The 21,169-nt window shown below is 42.6% G+C and carries 22 protein-coding genes and 1 pseudogene; 2 read left to right on the top strand and 21 right to left on the bottom strand.

Annotated elements, in window-relative coordinates; genetic code table 11:
- Window positions 1-17: 17 nt before the first annotated feature.
- The 8 genes and pseudogenes from CUS_RS04230 to CUS_RS04210 form a co-directional block, all read right to left on the bottom strand.
- Window positions 18-395 carry a DUF4313 domain-containing protein gene (locus tag CUS_RS04230; RefSeq protein ID WP_002847675.1) on the bottom strand — a complete coding sequence of 126 codons (378 nt, stop codon included), beginning with the start codon at window positions 393-395 and terminating at the stop codon, window positions 18-20.
- Between the two features lie 42 nt (window positions 396-437).
- On the bottom strand, window positions 438-614 hold the full coding sequence (locus tag CUS_RS19730; RefSeq protein ID WP_002847699.1) for a hypothetical protein: 177 nt from the start codon (window positions 612-614) through the stop codon (window positions 438-440).
- 298 nt (window positions 615-912) lie between these two features.
- Window positions 913-1,380 (bottom strand): annotated as a pseudogene (locus tag CUS_RS04225) (deoxycytidylate deaminase); the annotation flags it as partial.
- A gap of 305 nt (window positions 1,381-1,685) precedes the next feature.
- Window positions 1,686-1,820 (bottom strand): DpnD/PcfM family protein, encoded by a 135-nt coding sequence (locus tag CUS_RS20350; RefSeq protein ID WP_002847702.1) that lies wholly within the window; start codon window positions 1,818-1,820, stop codon window positions 1,686-1,688.
- A complete protein-coding gene (locus CUS_RS04220; RefSeq protein WP_002847706.1) occupies window positions 1,820-2,389 on the bottom strand; it encodes a DUF4241 domain-containing protein in 570 nt (189 codons plus the stop codon). Before CUS_RS04220 ends, CUS_RS20350 begins: the two co-directional genes overlap by 1 nt.
- Window positions 2,356-2,619, bottom strand: coding sequence for a zinc-ribbon domain containing protein (locus CUS_RS20775; protein WP_080559514.1), 264 nt, complete (start codon window positions 2,617-2,619; stop codon window positions 2,356-2,358). Before CUS_RS20775 ends, CUS_RS04220 begins: the two co-directional genes overlap by 34 nt.
- 322 nt (window positions 2,620-2,941) lie before the next feature.
- Window positions 2,942-4,759: a leucine-rich repeat protein gene (locus CUS_RS04215; RefSeq protein WP_002847697.1), complete on the bottom strand. Its 1,818-nt coding sequence runs from the start codon at window positions 4,757-4,759 to the stop codon at window positions 2,942-2,944.
- 450 nt (window positions 4,760-5,209) lie between these two features.
- The gene (locus CUS_RS04210) at window positions 5,210-6,604 is read right to left on the bottom strand and encodes a fibronectin type III domain-containing protein (protein ID WP_002847705.1); all 1,395 of its coding nucleotides are present in this window, start codon (window positions 6,602-6,604) and stop codon (window positions 5,210-5,212) included.
- Window positions 6,605-7,435: 831 nt separating this feature from the next.
- Between CUS_RS04210 and CUS_RS04205 the strand changes: the two genes are divergently transcribed.
- Together CUS_RS04205 and CUS_RS04200 are read left to right on the top strand one after the other, a co-directional pair.
- Window positions 7,436-8,176, top strand: coding sequence for a LytR/AlgR family response regulator transcription factor (locus tag CUS_RS04205; protein WP_002847704.1), 741 nt, complete (start codon window positions 7,436-7,438; stop codon window positions 8,174-8,176).
- Window positions 8,173-9,492, top strand: coding sequence for a sensor histidine kinase (locus tag CUS_RS04200; protein ID WP_002847701.1), 1,320 nt, complete (start codon window positions 8,173-8,175; stop codon window positions 9,490-9,492). The genes CUS_RS04205 and CUS_RS04200 overlap by 4 nt, the downstream gene beginning before the upstream one ends.
- Before the next feature lie 396 nt (window positions 9,493-9,888).
- Here CUS_RS04200 and CUS_RS04195 read toward each other — a convergent pair whose 3' ends face one another.
- The 13 genes from CUS_RS04195 to lepA all read right to left on the bottom strand — a co-directional run bounded on the left by CUS_RS04195 (window position 9,889) and on the right by lepA (window position 20,999).
- Window positions 9,889-10,356: a hypothetical protein gene (locus CUS_RS04195; RefSeq protein ID WP_037276519.1), complete on the bottom strand. Its 468-nt coding sequence runs from the start codon at window positions 10,354-10,356 to the stop codon at window positions 9,889-9,891.
- Window positions 10,357-10,817: 461 nt separating this feature from the next.
- Complete coding sequence (queF, locus tag CUS_RS04190; protein WP_347493998.1) at window positions 10,818-11,321, bottom strand: preQ(1) synthase; 504 nt, start codon at window positions 11,319-11,321, stop codon at window positions 10,818-10,820.
- Entirely contained in the window at window positions 11,318-12,004 is a 687-nt protein-coding gene (queC, locus tag CUS_RS04185; protein WP_002847681.1) for a 7-cyano-7-deazaguanine synthase QueC, read from the bottom strand. The genes queF and queC overlap by 4 nt, the downstream gene beginning before the upstream one ends.
- 10 nt (window positions 12,005-12,014) lie before the next feature.
- Entirely contained in the window at window positions 12,015-12,575 is a 561-nt protein-coding gene (folE, locus tag CUS_RS04180) for a GTP cyclohydrolase I (protein WP_002847707.1), read from the bottom strand.
- Window positions 12,576-12,578: 3 nt separating this feature from the next.
- Window positions 12,579-13,247: a putative 7-carboxy-7-deazaguanine synthase QueE gene (gene queE / locus CUS_RS04175; RefSeq protein WP_002847689.1), complete on the bottom strand. Its 669-nt coding sequence runs from the start codon at window positions 13,245-13,247 to the stop codon at window positions 12,579-12,581.
- A complete protein-coding gene (gene queD / locus CUS_RS04170) occupies window positions 13,247-13,669 on the bottom strand; it encodes a 6-carboxytetrahydropterin synthase QueD (RefSeq protein ID WP_002847698.1) in 423 nt (140 codons plus the stop codon). Before queD ends, queE begins: the two co-directional genes overlap by 1 nt.
- Window positions 13,670-13,939: 270 nt before the next feature.
- A complete protein-coding gene (locus CUS_RS04165) occupies window positions 13,940-14,725 on the bottom strand; it encodes a ZIP family metal transporter (protein WP_002847691.1) in 786 nt (261 codons plus the stop codon).
- 101 nt (window positions 14,726-14,826) lie between these two features.
- Window positions 14,827-15,681 (bottom strand): hypothetical protein, encoded by an 855-nt coding sequence (locus tag CUS_RS04160; protein WP_002847700.1) that lies wholly within the window; start codon window positions 15,679-15,681, stop codon window positions 14,827-14,829.
- 255 nt (window positions 15,682-15,936) lie between these two features.
- Window positions 15,937-16,932 carry an efflux RND transporter periplasmic adaptor subunit gene (locus CUS_RS04155; protein ID WP_002847684.1) on the bottom strand — a complete coding sequence of 332 codons (996 nt, stop codon included), beginning with the start codon at window positions 16,930-16,932 and terminating at the stop codon, window positions 15,937-15,939.
- Window positions 16,933-17,103: 171 nt separating this feature from the next.
- Complete coding sequence (hemW, locus tag CUS_RS04150; RefSeq protein WP_002847692.1) at window positions 17,104-18,222, bottom strand: radical SAM family heme chaperone HemW; 1,119 nt, start codon at window positions 18,220-18,222, stop codon at window positions 17,104-17,106.
- Window position 18,223: 1 nt separating this feature from the next.
- Window positions 18,224-18,691, bottom strand: a complete 468-nt coding sequence (locus CUS_RS04145; protein WP_100084531.1) for a hypothetical protein — start codon at window positions 18,689-18,691, stop codon at window positions 18,224-18,226.
- A 21-nt stretch (window positions 18,692-18,712) separates the two neighbouring features.
- Window positions 18,713-19,177: a hypothetical protein gene (locus tag CUS_RS04140; protein WP_002847682.1), complete on the bottom strand. Its 465-nt coding sequence runs from the start codon at window positions 19,175-19,177 to the stop codon at window positions 18,713-18,715.
- Between the two features lie 16 nt (window positions 19,178-19,193).
- Window positions 19,194-20,999 carry a translation elongation factor 4 gene (gene lepA / locus CUS_RS04135; protein WP_002847683.1) on the bottom strand — a complete coding sequence of 602 codons (1,806 nt, stop codon included), beginning with the start codon at window positions 20,997-20,999 and terminating at the stop codon, window positions 19,194-19,196.
- Window positions 21,000-21,169: the final 170 nt, after the last annotated feature.

The following is a 21,169-nucleotide window of genomic DNA, read 5'->3' as shown; positions in this document are numbered from 1 at the left end:
CATAATTTTTCTCCTTTTTATTCGATCTCCTCAGCGATCTCTTTGAGTTTATCGCTGAGGATCCATTCGTCATAAGTGCAATATCCGGAACTTAGCTTTCTGTTTGTTGGGAACGCCAGCTTTTCATCTGTAAGTATCTCTTTCAAAGCAGGATACCAGTACTTGTCATCTCTTATATAGATGGCATTCTCAGGCGGAACGTGAAGAAAACTTGTTTCCGGAAGATTAGTAGATACATCACAGTACGAGGTCCAGCATCCGAGATCTTCGTCCCAGCTCATCAGACCCAGATAAAGTCCACCGCCGGGAATAAATGATTCGAGATATTCGCTGATCGCGAATTTGACCTTTTCTGCTCCGAATTCTGTTTTGAGTGTAAATTTTCTTTTTTTCATAATTTATTTCTCCTATTCAGTGTTTTTGTCTTTAATACGTTACTAAATGCGTCTATCAGCAGCTTTCTTAACATCTTTTAAAGTTCGGAATACGTCTATGATTTCATCTTCTTCAGGATCACAAAGATAATAGTAGATTTCACCTTTAACTGTGTGATCTTTCCATATATGGAATCCCTTATAGTCTTTAAGTCTTCTGATGATCTTTGTATCACTCATATTTAATACCTCTTTTTCACTAAAAACCGATAGTGTCATAGTTTTTGAAAAGTTCGTCTTCCGGAATGATCACCCATCTCCTCTGCCATCCATCATCAGGGCTATCTACATAAGCATCGAGTTCTCTGATCCAGCAGTCTCCATAACAGGTAAATCCCTCTTTATAAAAGCAATACATGCCGTATTCGTTACGCATTGCTTCTTTTGCCTCGGCTTCAGACTTATATGGAGTAATGTTCATTTTTGAACCTTCTCCCTTATAGATCAAAAACCATCTCTTAGGCTTTATATTCGGCAATATCTTTACAAGATGTTCTTGCTTTATCTGACGAGTTTTTACACCCGCCATCTTAAACATCATCTTTGAAGCCTTTGTTCCGTCTGTATCTGCATATTTGTCGCATGTATAAATAACTTCCTTTATACCGCTCTGGATTATTGCTTTGGCGCATTCGTTGCATGGGAAAAGTGATACATAGATCCTTGACCCTTTAAGGTCGTGGTTGCTGTTCAAAACAGCATTAAGTTCTGCGTGGCAGACAAAAGGGTACTTAGTATCAAGGAAGTCCCCTTCCCTACCCCAGGGCATCTCATCATCATTACATCCGGCAGGCATTCCGTTGTATCCCAATGAAAGTATCTTGTTTTCCTCAGAAACGATACAAGCCCCTACCTGAGTGTTCGGATCTTTACTCCTTGCAGCAGATAGTTCGGCTATACCGAGAAAATAATCGTCCCATGAAATGTAGTTCATTCGTTTTTTCATTTTTTATCCTCCTTAATTATTATAGTGATTCAGTTTTTAATGACTCCAATTATCAAAAACCGATCCTGCTTATATTATACCTGAATATTTTCCCCAATAAAAAAACACCCTTCCGAAGAAGAGTGTTTGCTATAAGTTATCGGTTTATCTTATTTTTCGTAATCATCAAATTCATCGTAATACATATCATACAAATTATCATACGGACGATCTTTCGATGTATCTATACTATTATCTTCAACATTGATCTCTTCTATCTCCACTCCGTCTTTGTCGTTCCGAACTGTGAACTCGACACCTGCAAATTATTCAGCTTCAAGAATGTATTCGCTATTATGCCATGCTGCATCAACGATCTCTTCGGCATCTTCTGCAGTTTCAGCCTCGACAGTGACTACCTTCCTCAGTGTTTCTGTAATTATTACGTTAAATTTTTTCATTATTCTTCCTCCTCATCTTCCTCAAAGCTGATAAATAATATCTTTATAGCTACGATCTTTCCTTCGGGATTTCTTGCAACAAAGCATTCGTAACTACCATCACCGTAGCCTGAACTGCTGATGAATGCTTTATCATCTAAAGGTGCTGCACCTCTCTGCACAAATGTGGATTCGTACCATTCTTTATCCTTGCATTTTTTTGCAAAATAATCTTCGTCATAAATTCCGCATTCACCGGAATCCACTCCTACGTCAATGTTCTGAAGTTCATCAGGTTCATACTCTTCAGGGGCGTACTTCTCGTGTACTACCTTGATAGCAGCGACTCTCCCCTCTCCTGTATTCTGACAAAAGCAGTTGTATGTTCCGGGAAGAACATTCTCAAGACTTCCTGCACACCAGGTCCCCATGTCATAACAGGGGTCGGATACTCTTACTCTTGTATCCAGAGTGATAGTTCCTCTTTTGACGTAATCGTACAGGCAGTTCATTTCTACATGAACCGGTTCAGTTGAATACTTATCTGTTATAGCCTTTATCCTGTCATGTTCTTCCTTTTGTTTCTGCAATCCTCACATCTTTTGGGTAACGAAAATTTCTTTTTATCAAACCACTCGATCTCATTTTTAGTAAGAGCGAATAGCTTTTCGCATTCTTTACAACGTATGTACTTCAGTTCTCTATGCGGTTCATTGGTTAGTACATCCGAAATAACGTCGTATCTTTGATCTCGCAGTTCCTTGCTGAGATAAAGGTCAAAGTTAATACAATAAGTGTTTCCATTAGTAAAAGAAAACACAAATACTGTTTTTAATCAGAAGATTCCTGTGCAGGGGCAAAAACAACATCAGAACTGAGTTCCTTTTGCTGGGACTTGCATACAACATAAAGAAGCTTTTTGCTAAGATCTCAGAAAACCGACTTGGAATTTATCTTTTTGAACTGAAAACGGCATAAAAAAACAGCAGAACATAACACCCCCGAGTCCTCTTTTTTGAAGAGGGCTTGGGGGTGTGCGCACTGAAACAGCTTATTTCACCAGTTAATATTTTTTTTACTCTGATGTTCGGATATGGTTAGAGGGTGCTGCGGTTGCAACAGCCTCTATATTGGATTTATCGTCAACTCAGTAATTTTTCTCCTTTTATATGAGCTGCTATTTTTGAAATATCAGTAATATTTATAATTCCATCGCCGTTAACATCAGCTCGTAACTTTTCATCATCGCTCAGTAGCTTCTTGCCTTTAATATGAGCTGCAACCTTAGTAACGTCGGTAACAGTTATCTCTCCATCACCGTTAACATCACCTTTTAATAATGTCGTTCCCTTTACTATAGTAACTGTTACAGCTCTGCTGTTGATCTTGTCGGTTTGCCAATTGCCGTTAACCTTGGCGCAGACTGCTACCTTGTATTGGTGTCCCGGTGTGAGTTTGGGCGAGGTGAATGAGGTCTTTGTTGCGGGGATATTCTGATCTGCGATCTTCCACTTGCCTTTGATGTATACGGCAACGCCGTACTTTTCCGCATCCTCGACCTCCGACCAGTGGATTCTGAACTGGTTATATGTTTCGTTGTATTCGGTGTTGGTAACGATCGGGTACACTGGTGTTTTCGCATACGGTGTGACGGTTATCATGTTCGAGTAATTGACGTACCACTCACTGTCAAACATTGATAACACGGCAACACTGTAATTCACGCCCGGTTTCAGATTTCTAAGCACAAAGGAAGTATCGGAAGTATTTTCAACAATAGTCCATTCGCCATCGACCTCGACTGCGACAGCGTATTTTTCAGCGTCTTTTACAGCTTTCCACTTGAGTGTGACACAGCCGTCGCCCGGGGTGTATGTAACAACGGGATTGGCAGGTTCGATATCTTCGCGCAGTTCATAGGCGATCTTGTTGTTTTTCGCGTACTGTTCGCCGCTTGTTCCTTCATAGCAGTATATCTTGAAGTTTTCCATCACACGGGGTCCGTCCTCGACGAAATTCGGAGACCAAGGATATCCCTCCGCGAGATGATAGTAGTAACCGATAGCGTATTCGCCAATTTTTATATTACTCTTCGGCAGAGTCGCGCTTGTCATAGCAGTGCAGTCAAAAAACGCATTCTTTCCAATGCTCTCAACGCTTTCCGGAATTGTTATGCTTTTGAGCTTTCTGCAGCCCTCAAAAGCGGATTCACCTATACTTTTAACGCCGTTCGGGATAATTACGCTTTCAAGCTTTTCAAATTCGTAAAATGCATTTTCATCTATACTAGTGAGAGTGTCAGGCAACGTTACGCTTGTTTTGCCGCACGGGAAAGCCACGAGTTTTGTCATGTCCTTATTATACATAACACCGTCTACCGAGGAATAGTAACTGTTGTCGGGATCAACATTTATGCTTTCAAGAGCGGAATCAAACCACGACTTGAACACATTCACGCCAAAGCTGGAAACATTGCGGGGAATAGTTACGCTTTTAAGCTTAGTGCAGTCTGCAAACGCAAAATCTCCGATGCTTGTGACACTGTCGGGGAGGTTTATGCTTGTCAGACCGCAGCTTTCAAACGCATTAGCTCCAATGCTTGTGACACCCTCCGGGATGGTTACATCTGTAATGCCGTTACAATAGGTAGTAAATGCGTTGTTTCCGATGCTTGTAACACCTTCTTCAATAACAATTCTTTTTATGGAGCTTGAATAACCTTTTCCGATATCTGAATCATAAGAATGGGCATAATTATTCATTTCTCCCGTACCGCTGATCGTAAGCGTGCCTTCGTTATCGAGGCTCCAGGTCAGATTTTCACCGCAGGTGCCGCTTGCAACGCTTTCGGCGCTTGCCGCAATATCAAACTGCAAATCGACCACGTTCCCAACGACCGCGCCACTGCCCGAAAGCACAATTGCAAGTGCAGCCAGTCCGCTTATAATTCTTTTTTTCATAATCGTATCAGTCCTTTTATTTGTAAATAATACATTAACAGTATTATACATCAACCGTAATAATTTTTCAAGAGCAAATAATATGAATTTTTCGGATGAATTTTGTGAAAGTGGTACATACTCTTAAATAAACACAAATTCAAAATTTCAAAGATAAAAAGAGGCTGTTGCAGCCCCAACAAAGAAAAAGAGCCTGGCACAGACCTGAAAGGTAGTGCCAAGCTCTTCTTTTTGTGGTATAATATAATTGCAAAAAACATTAAACCAACGAAAGGATTGTACCACAAAGATGAGAAATTGTCAAGTGCGTCTTAACATAAAGTATGATCTGTTGATGTGCATTGATCGCTTTTGTCAATATCGGTTCGGGGCAAAATATTCTGATGTTATTTTGCAATAAAAAGCCGACAGCTTACTGTGAAACTGTCGGCTTTATCGAAGTAGTTTAGCTTATTTAACAGTAACTGTGAATACTCTGCTGCTCATTGAGCTGATATCCCATTTACCGTCTACCTTTGCGCATACCAGTAACTCATATGTACTGCCTGCTGTCAACTTAGGCGATGTGAATGTAGTCTTGTCAGTGTATGACACGATCTTCCACTTGCCGGCTACCTTAGTAGCAATACCATACTGCGAAGCGCCATCTACAGCATTCCAGTTCAGTCTGAACTGATGTGTTGCCTTGCTGTATTCAATATTGGATACCTTTGGATACATTTCATTCTTTGCAGCATTTGCAGTTACAGTGATCGCATTGGTGAAGTCCATATTCCACTCACCGTTGAACATTGCTATAACAGCTACCTTGTACTCAGTACCTGCCTTCAGACCATTGAGTACATAAGATGTAGGATAACCCTGGTCAAGCAGAGTCCATGAACCGTTCTGGAAAGCGGCTACAGCATACTTTTCAGCGCCTGCAACTGCTGTCCATGTCAGCTTAGCACAACCGCTGCCTTTTTCGTATACGATTTCAGGAGTCTTGGAAGTGCTGACATTAGAAGTATTTACAACTACCTTAGCATCAGGAGCGAATGCTGCACCGTCCTCGCCTCTTTGACCATCGGTATAACCGCTATTTTTGGGGCCACTGCTTGGTCTGCCTTCGCCGCCCTTGCCGCCTTCGAGTTTAAAGTTACCGCCGTTTATGGTGATATTACCTGCCAGAGCATAGCCGCCGTGTCCGCCGTTGCCTGCATACCAGCCATCACCACCATCACCTGCGTTGCCGCCCTTCGCAATAAGAGTACCGCCGTAGATAGTTATATCACCATCGATAGCAGCTACGCCTTCAATACCTGTGTTGCCGTGCAGCCAGCCGGTGCTGCCATAACCCTGTGCAGAATCACTTGCTGTAGCATCAACAGTACCGCTGTATATGTTTATAGTACCCTTGATAGCGTTATGACCATACTGATTTGTGCCTGCATTTGGAGCACCTGTTGCAGTAAGTACGCCGTCACCGTATACGTTGAGCACGCCGCCCTCTTCAATAACGATTCCGTTAGCTGCGATCAGCTCTGCACCGTTGTTCAGTGTAAGATTTACTTCGCCTTTAACAGTGATAACACTGTCGATGGTAACAACGCCGCCGTCAACGAAGTAATTTGCGCTGTTGAGCTCAGTCATCTCTTCACTAAGCATAACATCGCCGTCTGCGGTTGTTTCTTCATCGGTAACTATTTCATCATCATACAGGGCTGTATGTTTGACAACCATAGCACTTGCAGTTACAGTCTGCATGCTTGCAAAACTGCCGACACCGGCATTGAGCATACCTGCTGTCATTATAAGTGCCATCAAACCAGCTGTTACCTTTTTACAACTTCTTCTTTCGTTCATTTCTTATATCCTCCTATAACGTAAAATATATTTAAAAGCGTATTCTTCATATTTCATTGAAAAGAATATGCTTTTATTAACCAATCAACTTCACATAAAAACATCAAATATTCCACATGTTTTATTTCTTGTTTATTTATTTCTTGTTTATTAATATAAATACTTTATGGGCGTAGAAACTTCATATAAACTTTAATAATAAGTCGTTTAATATATATAATTTGTTTATCATGTTAAATGATAACCTCCATATATTTTAACATATACAAATGATTTGTGGACTTATTTAATTATTTACTTTATTTACACATGATAAGACTACTTGTCAATAAAGCAAGAATAAAATGACATCATCCACGATACTTCAAATGACACCCGTTTAACCTTTAAAGTGTATTATAGCAATCCGCCTTAAAATTCAGACAAAATTCAGTCATAAAGCCCATAAATCCTAGCTATTTCGACCGGATTTTGTGAATTTAAACAGTTGGATTGCTATAGTAAGGCTCAGCTTCATTTTTTGAAGTGTCTTCAGAACTGTCTGACGATGACAGAATAATTACATCTGCCTAAAAACAGTATTCGTCTAGGTATTTATATCCTTTAAAATGCAGATGCTGAAATTTAAACTTTTTGAATAAATAAAGAATAGAATAAATTTCCTTACTATGTTAGATATTATGATACAGTTATACTAAAATGTCAATAGAAGTTGCGTGAATTGTATAAAACTTACGTGAAAGGTTGTTTTTGTACCTTGTTTTTTAATTAGCACTATGGTATAATATTTATATTAAATTAAGTGAGATCTTAGTTAGGAGAGGTGAAACTATGGAGTTGAATATTGCGATCGTAGATGATCTCGAACATGATCGCATTGTCATAAAAAATTGCCTTGACCGTTATTTTGACGGCAGACACAATTGCTCTTTCAGGATATCGAACTATTCATCAGCTGAGGAGTTTCTTAAAAGCTATCGCAAAGGAATATTCGAGATCATTTTCCTTGATGTATGCTTGGGTGAGATGGATGGACTTTCACTAGCTGAACAACTTCGTATTGCTGATCGAGATATCGGCATCATTTTTATGTCAACCACGCGTGACTTTGTTTTTCAATCATTCTCATCACAGCCAAAAGGCTACCTTTGCAAACCCTTTGAATATCCTGCTTTTGCAGAGATCATGGACAGGACAATACATGACTTGAATGTCGAGGACAAGCTGCTAAAAGTCAATGTTCCTCATATGGTACTGGAGATACCACTGTCTGAGATCATTGCGGTGCTTTCAAATAATCATTCGGTTGATCTGAAACTGATCACCGGTGAAGTAAAAAAGAGCATAATGCTGTTCAGCGAATTGGTGTCGGCTTTGGAAAAAGAGCCGAATTTCTTGTTTTGCAGCCGCGGTGTTATTGTTAATATGGATTACGCCACACAGGTAAAGGACGATCAGATCATCATGCAGGACGATATGATATATCCTGTTCGCAGACGAGGACGCAAGGAACTTCTTGCAAAATTTACAAAATATGCCGCATCACGTATGCGCAGGAGGCTTGAAATATGAATTTCAGCCTAACGCTCAGATATTTTACCGAGCTTGCAATGATTATACCTGCCGCAGCTATCGCGATAATCCCTGTATACAGCAGCCGCAAGGTCAACAAGCCGTTTCTGTTCGGTTCACTGGCGATACTTCTCACTGCGTTTACAGTGGGCGGCGCTGTATTTTGTTCATCATTCATGCTGCCTGCGAATACTCTACTGTTTCCTTCAATGGCAGTACTGTTTTTAATTTATGATTTCTGCTTTGGACTTTCTTTCTACAAAAAACTCTTTGCCTTCGCAAACTCAGTGTTTTTGAGCGGTTTTTCAACCACATACAACACATTTCTGACCGCACCGCTGGAGCTAAATAATAAAGACAACGTTTATAACCAGCTATCCGGGCTCATCTGTATCGGTGTCGTAATGATCGTTGGGCTCATATTTTCGAGAACGTTATTTAAGAAGTTTCCGGAAATGTTTGAGAACGAAAATCTCGATCAGGCTTGGCGTGTACTCTCCATCGCCCCTGTTGTGGCATCTTTTTTGATAATCTGGACAAATCCCATCAGTGCTGCAAATGTCATGACAGGCAGGTTACGAAAGATAAGCCTTGTGTTATTCCTGACCATGCTGCTGATAACATGGTTTCTATACCACATTCTATGGTGGCTTTCTAAGAAGCTGACCGAACGTGCAGAATTGGAGCAAAGCCTTGACCTCTTTCACATGGAAGAAAACCAATACAAAAAAACAAGGCTCTATTTACAGGAATCTTCACAGCTTCGTCATGATTTCCGTCAACATATTCTTATAATCAACGACTATCTTAGACAAGGGCAGACAGATAAACTCAAAGAATACCTAGCACCGCTGGTCGAACACATCTCACAGCGTCACAAGATGATATGTCGGAATCAGGCGGTCGATGCTATTGCAAGCCACTATGATGAAGTAGCAAAGTCGCTTGATGTTACCATAAGCTGGTCTATAGAACTGGATGATGAGCTGCCTGTTAAAGAATCTGATATGTGTGCAGTGATGGGTAATCTGGTTGAAAACGCTGTTCGTGCAGCATCTGAACTTGATGGTGATAACCGCCTTGTGAATGTACGCATCGGTCTGCTCAATCCAAAAACGCTGGTTATATCGATATACAATGCCTATCACGGTAGGGTAGAGCTTGACAAGAACGGATTTCCTGTCACCAATAGAGATGGACATGGCATCGGTCTGCGATCAGTGAAAAACATTGTGAAACGCTACAAAGGCTCAATGGTCATTGAAACACACAATGGTATATTTAATGTAAGCATACTTATGTATCGCCCCGAATAGTAAGAATTATGATCATATCTTTAGGCAACACCTCACAATACGCCCCGATAGTCGATCCCAAATTCTGTGTAAACGCAAAATAGTGCAATAGAAAAGTGTATGATAAGACCGATTGTGAAAGCAGTCGGTCTTATCTGCATAAGGCGGTCTTGCTGCACTAAAGCCTAAAAAACGCGGGCGCAGTAAAGGTGAGAAAAGAATACTGATACCGGAACAGGAAAAGGAAGTTCAAAGAGAGAATCGCCATTAATAATCTGTAAACTTTCGGAAAAACATGAGCAAATCTTCAAATGCTACTTACAGAACGAATAGTCTTGGATATAAAAGGTCAACTCGAATAAAAAAATCAGCAAGGAGAACAGTTTCTCCTTGCTGTAACATGATATGTACATACATTTAGAATACAGGTATTTCATCTTCATGCTTCATTGATTCTTCTATCAATGGACCGTATGCTCCCATAGTGAAAGCTATATCACTGCTGCGAATAGAAAGCAGTTTCATGCCCGATTTGATTTTCAGAAATGATAACATTTCATCAGTCAATACGATTTTACCGTCATCGCTGATTTCAACCCATGAGTAGGAACGTCCCTTATACTTAATGAATTCTCCCTGTTTTACCGAGTAATCTTTCAATTCAGGAGTATCGGACAATATGTGACCAAGTTTTGAAGGGGCAAGAAGTCCTTTACGGGTAACACAAAAGCCGCCTGTTTTTTTACTTCCGGTTATCAAATAAATTCGACCTTCCGCAGTAATGTCATACTCTTGTATCGCTTGTTCCGGAAACTGCAATACACCATCTTCTCGAATGAGCGACTTCCCAACAATAAACTTGCCGCCCTTATTCATTTGTGGCATTATACATCACCCGCCCAATCCGTTTTATGGTTAAAAATGTGGTTAGACTTGTTTTTCTATTATACATCACCACAATAAAAAAGTCAATCATATATCAACAGAAAGAAAAATATTTATACATAAGAAAGGAACAACTTCTTCAAGAAGCTATCGGTGAGCACGCAGAATGCTTAGCAATTTGCTACAGACCGTCTGTGCGTGAGGACATCAAGAGCGCTAAGCGAAAACTTCCGGGGAGCGTTTCCCGGGAAATGTATACCGCACGAACAATTTCGTGCCGCAGAAAGCCTATTTAAATCGACCGGACGAAGTTCGGGCAATTCTATTGGGAATGGAAGTCCAAGAACATCACATGGCGTGCCTTTATGCGGAGAATGTTCGGCATTATGAATATGTAAAATGAATAGTGAACAATATGAATATCAGCTATGACCATTAGGCTGTATCAGGAGGTTTTAGCGTTATCTGTTATTGACAGTTTCGGGGTAAAGGTCATGGTGAGTAAGTCTTTCCCACGCGACCTGTTCCCATTTAGTACCGGGTTTACCATAATTACAGTACGGATCGATGGAGATGCCGCCGCGAGGAAGAAATTTACCCCAGACCTCGATATAGCGGGGTTCCATCAGCTTTATCAGGTCATTCATGATGATGTTGACACAGTCTTCGTGGAAATCACCATGATCGCGGAAGCTGAACAGATAGAGTTTCAGCGATTTGCTCTCGACCATTTTAACATCGGGTACGTAAGAAATATATACTGTCGCAAAATCAGGCTGACCTGTGATAGGGCAAAGCGAAGTGAACTCAGGGCAGTTGAATTTTACAAAATAATCTCTGTCAGGGTGCTTATTCGGGAAAGTTTCCAGCACCTCAGGAGAATAATCCTTGCTGTATTTAGTACCTGCCTGACCCAGAAGAGAGATATCTCCGCGTTCATTGTCTTTTCTGCCTGTCATTTTCATTCTCCTTTCATAAGCGGGTCGATAAGACCGTTAGCCTCAAAAGCTGCTATCCTGTCGCGGCAGGTACCGCAGATACCACAGGGTTTATCTCCGCCTTCATAGCAACTCCATGTAAGTTCAAAAGGAACGCCCAGTTCCACACCTTTTCTGACCACATCTGCCTTTGTAAGTGATACGAAAGGTGCTTCTATCCTGAGCTGTTCGCCGCTGCCGAGATAGATCGCTTCATTCATAGCGCGGTTGAAGTTTTCAGAGCAGTCGGGATAGGCATTACCTGCTGCGTCATCGCTGTGTGCGCCGTAATAGATGACATCGCAGCCATTAGACAGCGCAATGCTCGCAGCGGAAGCAAGAAAAAGTCCGTTACGGAACGGAACATAAGTTGAAACAGGCTTCCCTGCCGACTCTTCGATCTGTTTAGCATAGCTTTCCTTAGGTATATCTCCATCTGAACCCTTTAGCAGAGTGCAGTCAGAGCCTTCAAATATTTTCGCCAGATCAAGAGTCTGCTGTTTTACGCCGTAATGTGCGGCAACCTTTTCGGATGCTCTGATCTCTTTATCATGCTTCTGCCCGTAGTAGACAGACAGCGCTAAAACGTTATCTGCGCCGTATTTGTCAACAGCCAGCCCCAGACATGTACTGCTGTCAAGTCCGCCGCTGAATAATACCAATGCTTTCATATTTATCCCCCTAGATCAACATATCTTTGAGTTCCTGCCGCTCTTTGAACTGCCCCAGATATGTACGAGTTTCTGTTCTTGCGGATACATTTTTTATACCGCGTGCTGTCATACAGCTGTGCGAGCCGACGATCTTTACACCAACATCGGGTGTGCCTGCGGCTTCTGAGATTATCTCAGCGATATCTCTGCCAAGACGTTCCTGCAACTGCAGGCGCTTTGCTGCCATATCACATATACGCGCGATCTTGCTGAGCCCTAGAACTTTTCCGTGAGGTATATATCCCACATTGACAGTCATATCATACATCAGTGCCATATGATGTTCGCAATAACTGAAAACGGTTATATCTTTCATTACCACAGCCTCATCAGCACTGCTTCCTTCTTCTGCAAAAGTCTTTGAAAACATCTGCGCTATCTCATGATTTGAGTATTTAGTGCCTTCCAGCACTTCTTCCATCATACGTGCGACACGGGCAGGAGTTTCCTTAAGTCCCTCTCTGTCGGGGTCTTCGCCTATGGCTTCCAGAAGACCTCTGATATGATATTCGATCTTTTCTCTGTCCATCAGTCAGACTCCTCTCTTCTGCGGATCCCAGATAAATTTGTGCAGCTGTAATTGCAGCCGAACTTCTCCCAGTCCTTTTTCTTTAATAAACTCAACCATATCGGCGGGTTCAATTTTCCCGAAAACAGGGCTGAAATACACTTTACACTTGGGCTTGGTCTGTTGTATGACTTCATACGCCCGAAGCAGATCTCGGTGTGATGCACATACGAATTTCAGCGTATCGTTCGCCTGCAAAAGTGAGATATTATCTATTATCATCCGTGATTCCATTCCGCTGTCGGGAAGTTTGTAATCCATGTTGAAGTCGGGGCGCTTATCCCTGATAAAGGGCGCAAGTGCAACAGAACCATTGGTTTCTATCTCGACCCTCAGACCCATGTCAAGAAGTGCTTCAAATAGTCTGACGATACCTTTCTGCATCAGAGGTTCACCGCCTGTCAGCGTTACATTCCTGACCCCATGCGACACGGCATCGCGTGCGATATCAAGAAGCGACCTCAGATCCTTATCTTTGTGGGGCGCATCTTTAGGTACAGCCCAAAGTGTGTCACACCAGACACAGCGCAGGTCACAGCCTGTAAAACGCAGGAACAGAGCCAACTCGCCAGCACGTTGACCCTCACCGTTGATGCTGATAAAGTGTTCAGCCAGACTGAAGAGCTGTTCCATCAGTCCACCTCATACTCGGCGCAGTTATCCTGTGTTTCGTAAACACGGACCTTAGTCACAGGAAGACCCTGAGCCGCAAATTTATCAAAAAAGCACTTTGCAAAATTTTCTGCTGTAGGTCTGAAAGGAACGGGAGTCAGACTGAATCCCTCATCGGTCAGCGCACTTATCGTAGCAGGTCTGAGAGAACCTTCCTCAAAGATAAAGGTATGGTCAAAGCTGTCAGCAAGACTTCTTACTGCTTTTTTTATCACAGAAAAATCCATTAGCATTCCACGTTCCTGACCAACCGGTTCGAGTTCTTCACCGGAAAACTCCGCCTCTATACGCCAGCAGTGCCCGTGTATGTTAGCGCACTTGCCATCATATCCTGCAAGAAAATGAGCGCTGTCAAAGGTCGCTGATGTTTTTAATCTATACATTTTTCCCTCCGAAAAACAAAAAATGCGTCTGTAAAAACAGGCGCATCAAGACAACAGCGGAGCAAAGACCCCACTTAAATTTCTCTTGTATGCCCTGGTTTTGTTTAATGACAGGATGGCGCAAACGAACTGTCAATAATTTATTTTAGCACGTTTATGACTGAACGTCAATACACAGTCACAATTGTTTATAGTTTCTTAACATGAAAGTCATTTCAGGCGGACGATAATACATTAAAATTGAATACGATCCGCCTGTAAACGCTTTATTTACAGAGCCACATCAAGGGTCATCATCAGCATAAAACCTATCATTACACTTATAGTACCTGTGCGGGAGTTTTCGAGATGTGCTTCCGGTATAAGTTCATCAGCGACCACATAGAGCATAGCACCTGCTGCGAAAGCCAGCATCCATGGGAGTATTGCTTCAACTGTTCCCGCAACGAGGACTGTCAGCAGACCGAATATCGGTTCAACGACACCTGATGCCATGCCGTATAAAAAAGATTTAAAACGCCCCATTCCATGCTGCCTGAGTGGAATGGATATGGCAGCGCCCTCCGGAAAATTCTGTATACCCATACCAATTGCCAACGCTACCGCTGCCGCAAACATCGCAGGATCGCCGTTATTTGCAGCGACTGCAAATGCCAGTCCGACAGCCATCCCCTCAGGGATATTGTGAAGAGTTATGGCGAAAACAAGCATTGCTGTATGCCGAAGTCCCCTGCTGACACCCTCTGCGCGGTCAGGCTCTGGGTGAAAAAACGGCAGCAGCTTATCAAGCAGCATAAGAAAAATAACACCGCATGCGAATCCGCCTGCGGCGGGTATCCAGCCTTTTTTACCCAACTTTTCTGCTTCTTCGATAGCGGGTATAAGCAAACTCCAGACCGATGCAGCGATCATAACACCGGCTGCAAATCCAAGAAATGCACGCCGCGTTTTGTCGTTGAAATCGTCACTGATCATAAATAGAACAACAGCAGCACCAAGTGCTGTCATAAGAAATGTAAAGCCTGTACCGCAGGCAGTCCACATCAAACCTGTCATAGTATAAGTCCTCTTCCTTTCTTTTGGTTAGTATCATACTATGCAGGACTTTTACAGATTGACAAAAAAGCGGCGCAGATAAACTGCACCGCTCAGTTCCATTATGAGATACCCAGAAATTCCAGATATTGTTTTTGAGGCATTACCGTAACTGAAGTCTTTTTTAGTTCGGACTCAGGAGAAAGCCTGTAAAGTACAACAAGAGTACCATCGTCTTCTTTAGTCCAGCCTACATCGGGCACAGTACCCCTGATACCCTTATTGGATATTGTCTTGCGGATACCTTTCTGCTTAAGTGTAAAGAATCTCAGCTTAATATCCTGACCATTAGGTACTACACAAATGCTAACGCCGCCCTTATCACTGTTCTGTACATCGTAAAGAATGATCCTGTATTCACCATCGGGAGAGAGTACGTTATTATCTCTTGTGACATCGCATATTTTGGTGTACTCAGAAGCGTATGTTCTGAACACATCACTATCTCTGTCAAGATTAGCATTGAGTTCGGTAAGTGTAGAAGTACCGCCGAAAAGCATGTTGAAAACAAAATAAGCTACCAGACCGAGAACATACATCAGCAGATAGATCGTACCCATAACGACCTTGACAGTTTCATGTGTGCCTGATACGAAGAACATTATTACCGCAACTACCAGCGGCGGTATTACCAGTATCCAATCGTACATATTAAACAGCAGCAAGCAGAACACCACAAGCAGCATCAATACACTGATTATCTTCGTAACCATGACTTCGCGGGAGTAGATCATCAACAAAAGGAAGATGACGCTTGCCGCAACGTAGATCGTAAAGAAAGACTGTTCCTGTCCCTCAGTGAATTCAAGGTCATACAAAAAAGTAGCAAATGTCAGCAAGCCAATTACAGCAAAATAAACCAAATTGAACACGCCGACTGCCCTTTTGACCCAGATGTTTGATAAAAATTCCTTCATTTTACCAAAATTCCTCCCAGCCATCGTTTTGAAGTCAGACAGTGCTGTGCATCTCTTTATTAACACTAGCACCACATAATATTATTTTACACTAATTCTCCCCAAAAATCAAGCGATTTTAAAAAATTCGTATATTTGCATAACCCACAGGTAAAATGCGAAACATTATTATCAAAAAATATTGCTAAACATGCAAACAATATAGCAAGTAATATTACTTGTCGCGCAAGAAGCAATGTCAATGAGATCAACTTGTCAATTCATTATAAGCTCTTCCCCGCCGCTCAGACCTGAAATGACCTCCACGTCATTGTTATCTTCGATACCCAGTTCGATATCCTGTTCGACTTTGACTCCATCTATCAGCAGGTAAACAAAAGTCCTGCCGCCAAGTTCTTTAACTGCTTTTTTCGGGATAACAACTGTGTCAAGCCGTGAATAGATATCGAAGACAACTGTGATATCGCCAAAATCGAGCAGTTCATCTTCATTATCCGGAGTGATGACATATGTGTATGTCGAAAAGTCACCGTTATCATTGAAAACGATGTCGGTCACGGTTCCCGTCGATGACTGTGCGCCCTGTTCAAGACGAACAGAGGTACCAAAATTAACATTTGACAGCTTGTTGTCATAGACTTCAACACACAGAAATTTTTCACTCCTGTCAATTGTATGACCGAAAATCGCACCCTGATCAACACGGCTGTTGACATTATATGGATATCTTCCCATTTCCATAGAAAACTCGCCGTCACAAGGCGCATAGACATTGTAATCTTCCAGACTTTTTACAAGTCTGTCATAGCGCATTTGTTCGATCTCAACATCATACTGTGCCATTTTAATCTGATTTGCATCAGCTTCATTCTCATACAGCGTATCAACGGTCTTTTTCACCTGTTCGAGCCTTATTTCCTCTTTCTCTATCTCTTCCTGAACATCGTCGGTATAGAGAGTACAGAGCAGCTGACCTTCAGTGACTTCACTCGGTGACTCAACTTCGATGGACTCGATCTGACCGCTTACTGAGAACTTTACTGACTTAGAGTAGGGATAACCGTAAAAACCCGGCTGTTCGTATTTTTGTGAGATATCGCGAATTTCCGCAGGCTTGGTTTTGTAGGAAACGCTCTTTGCTTCCAGTATAGGCACAGCTATCTCCTGCTGTTCTTTTTTCTCGGCACAGCCTGAAAGAACGGATAAAGCAGCAAAAACAGCTGCACACATGATAATCTTGAATGCTCTCATTTCACATAACCGCCCTTTCCACAGATAAGTACATGATTTAACTAATTAATTATAACACTTTTCGCTCGATTTGACAACATCGTGCTGAAAAATCGTGTTCATGCACAACTTTAATGTGTTGATTTTAGCTATTATGAATGATGGACTGTATCAAGCAGATCAACCGTACACCTAGCGTTTTTCATCACAAACACCGATAAATTCAGATATTATGCTGTTTGATACAAGAAATCCTTTAGCTGTAAGACTGACTGTGTTGCCATCACAAATAACCAGACCATGTCGTTTATACATCTCTGCGAGTTTGCGTATTTTCTCAGCGGCTTCGGTAGAATATAGTTCTGATACTTTGTCAAGAGAAATACCTTTACGCAATCTCAACCCTAATAGGATGTACTCTTCGGCTTTATCGGGATCTGCTTCGGCCATATCACAGGTTTGCAGATCACTTTCAATAAAATCTTTCAGATCAGGCGGACAGAAGTACCGTACACAATTGAAGAAAGAATGCGCCGATGGTCCGAAGCCGATATATTCTTCACCTTGCCAGTATTTGTTATTGTGGCGTGACTGATATCCGTCCATCGCGAAATTTGATATCTCATACTGCTTAAAACCTTTCTTTTCCAGCATTTCGACTGCTGTCAGATACAATTCGCTCATAAGGTCATCATCGGCTATCAAGTTTTTATACTTGTCATCGTAAAAAGGCGTACCTTTTTCGATCTTAAGCATGTAAGCCGACACATGTTTAAGCGGAAGACTGCAAATTGCTTCCAGCGATGAGCACAAGCTGTTTATATCTTCATTTGCAGCACCAAGCATTATGTCACCTGAGATGTTTTCAAATCCTGCTTTTTGAGCGTTTAACACTGCATTGACAGCTGTACTGCTGTCGTGCAGCCGTCCCAGAAATCTCAGTCTGTCATTATCAACCGACTGTATACCGAAAGATATTCTATTAAACCCTGCATCTCTGAGTTCTCGCATTTTATGCTCATCGACCGTACAGGGATTAGCTTCAAGTGTTATCTCAGCATTGTCAAGCAAAAAAACTTGTCTGCACTCATTCAGTATTCTGCCCAGCTGTTCAGCCGTAAGTACAGATGGTGTTCCACCACCGAGATACAAAGTGTCAGCCCGCAGACCACGATCTTTGTAATATGCTATATTTCGGCAGATCGCCTGCACATATTTTTCAGCAGTATCTTCGTCATATGGCAGTGAGTAAAAGCTGCAATACGGACATTTGCGCAGACAAAACGGCACATGCACATATATCCCGAGCATCTCAGTTATCCTCATCATTAAAGGCGTTATCGATATATTCGCCCGCCTTTTCACTGTTGCTGCGGAACTTTTCTAACGTTTTGCGACCGCAGAACCTTATCAGCCATACAAGGTACATTCCCAGAAAAATAAAGAAGCAGTACGCAACGAACAACAGCTGTGATCTTATCCCCAGCTGAAAATAAACCGAGTTTTTTACCAACAGTTTCATCACAGCGGGGTGTATCAGAAAATAGCATACAAACCCCAGAATTCCGCTGTATGCTATGGTACATGTGATACCGATGACTGCCTCTTTGAATGTCAATGATGAAAACTTGACACCTGCAAACAGCACCCAGATCAAGACAAGTACCAGCGCGATACCTGCCGAAATATTCGCATAGATCTCATATAGCACGGGCATAAGCACCGCACCTGTCAGCCCGAAACCTATAGCCAGTTTCATTGATCTCCTCAGATCTAACATTATCTTACCTCTTTTTTCTGTCTATCTGAATATATCGACACCCTCGCCAAACACTTCAATGATCTGCGAGAGTATCATAAAAAACGAAAGTCCGCTAAGAAACAGCCCTGCCACCGAACTTATTGCAGCATTGCCATCGAAGACTTTGCCGCGTTTACGATCCAGCCTGAGTTTACAGATGCGTCCCTCTGCGTATAGTCTGTTTTTCATAACGACCTCACAGGGGAAAACATTTGCGTATACATCACCGCTTATTTCATAGTGCGGAGTGCTGTAGCCGAATTTGGGGTGTTTTTCTACCTTTGCAAGCCGTCCGTCGGTCTTTTCGCATTTTATAAGTCTTATGACGCAAAACGCGAAAAATACGAAAAGCAACAGCATGCCCAGTGCCATAAGACACATTATCCCCAACATTATCACTTCAGCAGATATGCCCGCTATTACAAGCAGCGCGATGATGATAACAAGGATTATTAGGGCTTCCATAAACGCTCACTTCCTTTTAGTCGTCGAGCTTAAGCACACTCATGAACGCTTCCTGCGGTACTGCAACAGTACCCAGCTGTCTCATACGCTTTTTACCCTCTTTCTGCTTTTCCAGCAGCTTCTTCTTACGGGTGATATCGCCGCCGTAGCATTTAGCAAGGACATCTTTGCGCAGTGCCTTGATGGTTTCACGGGCGATTATCTTGCCGCCTATCGCCGCTTGAACAGGCACTTCAAACAGCTGACGCGGTATGTTCTCTTTCAGCTTTTCAGTGAGCCTTCTGCCGCGTGCGTATGCTTTCTCCTCATGTACGATGAATGACAGTGCATCGACTATCTCACCGTTAAGCAGAACATCCAGCTTGACCAGCTTTGACGGCTCATAGCCTTTCAACTCATAGTCAAATGACGCATATCCCCTTGTACGTGATTTGAGTGCATCAAAGAAATCGTATACTATCTCATTCAGCGGGAGAACATAATGCAGATCGACACGGTTCTCATCGATGTACTGCATATCCATGAATGTTCCGCGCCTGTCCTGACAAAGTTCCATTATATTGCCAACAAATTCCGACGGCGTGTAGATATGCGCGTTTACCACAGGCTCTTCCGCAGAAGAAATAGTACCCGGATCGGGGAAATTTGTCGGGTTGTCGATATATTTTGTTTCACCGCTTGTAAGCGTGACCTTGTAGATAACAGACGGCGCTGTGGTGATAAGATCGAGGTTATACTCTCTTTCAAGGCGTTCCTGTATTATCTCCATGTGGAGAAGTCCCAGAAAGCCGCATCTGAAACCGAAGCCTAGTGCGATTGAAGTTTCAGGCTCAAAAGACAGCGAGGCATCGTTGAGCATCAGCTTTTCCAGCGCATCTCTCAGGTCGCCGTATTTTGCACCGTCAGCAGGATATATGCCGCTGAAGACCATCGGGTTAACTTTCTTATATCCCGGCAGAGATTCCGCACAGGGACGCTCTGCGTTGGTCACAGTGTCACCCACACGGGTATCACCGATATCTTTTATCGAAGCAGTTATATATCCGACTTCGCCCGCGTGCAGTTCACCTACAGGCACAAGATCCTTAGCGCCCATATAGCCCACCTCAACGGTCTGGAACTCAGCCTCAGCCGCCATCAGGCGAATGGTATCACCTGCTTTTATATGACCCTCCATAACGCGCACATAGATGATAACACCCTTGTACTGATCGTAGTAGCTGTCAAATATCAGCGCTTTAAGCGGCGCATCATCATCTCCATTTGGTGCAGGTATATCAGTGACTATCCTCTCAAGCACTTCCTTGATATTTGTACCCATCTTTGCAGAGATACGCGGTGCGTCCATCGCAGGAATGCCGATGACATTTTCCACCTCGCTGCATGCGCGGTCGGGGTCAGCAGATGGCAGGTCGATCTTATTGATGACAGGCAGGACTTCAAGGTCATGCTCAATGGCGAGATATGTGTTCGCCAATGTCTGAGCTTCGATGCCCTGTGAAGCGTCAACTATCAGCACAGCACCCTCACAAGCTGCCAGTGAACGGCTGACCTCATAATTGAAGTCAACGTGACCGGGGGTGTCTATCAGGTTGAAATAGTAGTCTTCGCCGTCATCTGCATGATAAGTCAGCCTGACGGCACGCGCCTTGATGGTTATGCCGCGTTCACGTTCGATATCCATGTTATCGAGCAGCTGGTCTTCCATTTCGCGCAGTTCGACTGTTTCGGTCAGTTCGAGTATACGGTCAGCCAGCGTGGATTTACCGTGATCTATATGTGCGATAATGCAGAAATTTCTTATTTTATCCTGTGGGGTCATAGTAATATTCCTTTCACAAGTCATAGTTTATCATCTAATTATTATAGCATATTTACGTGCTCTTGTCAACGAGAAACAATCAAAAAACGCCTGCAAAAGTGCGGCGCTGATATAGCAGTATAATCCAAACTACTATATTAAGACCAAAACAGCGAGCTATAACAGCCAAA

This window comes from Hominimerdicola alba 8 (assembly GCF_000178155.2).
GTDB classification, from domain to species: Bacteria; Bacillota; Clostridia; order Oscillospirales; family Ruminococcaceae; genus Hominimerdicola; species Hominimerdicola alba_C.
The sequence above is the reverse complement of the archived record's forward strand: the minus strand, read 5'-3'. Positions and strand labels throughout refer to the sequence as shown.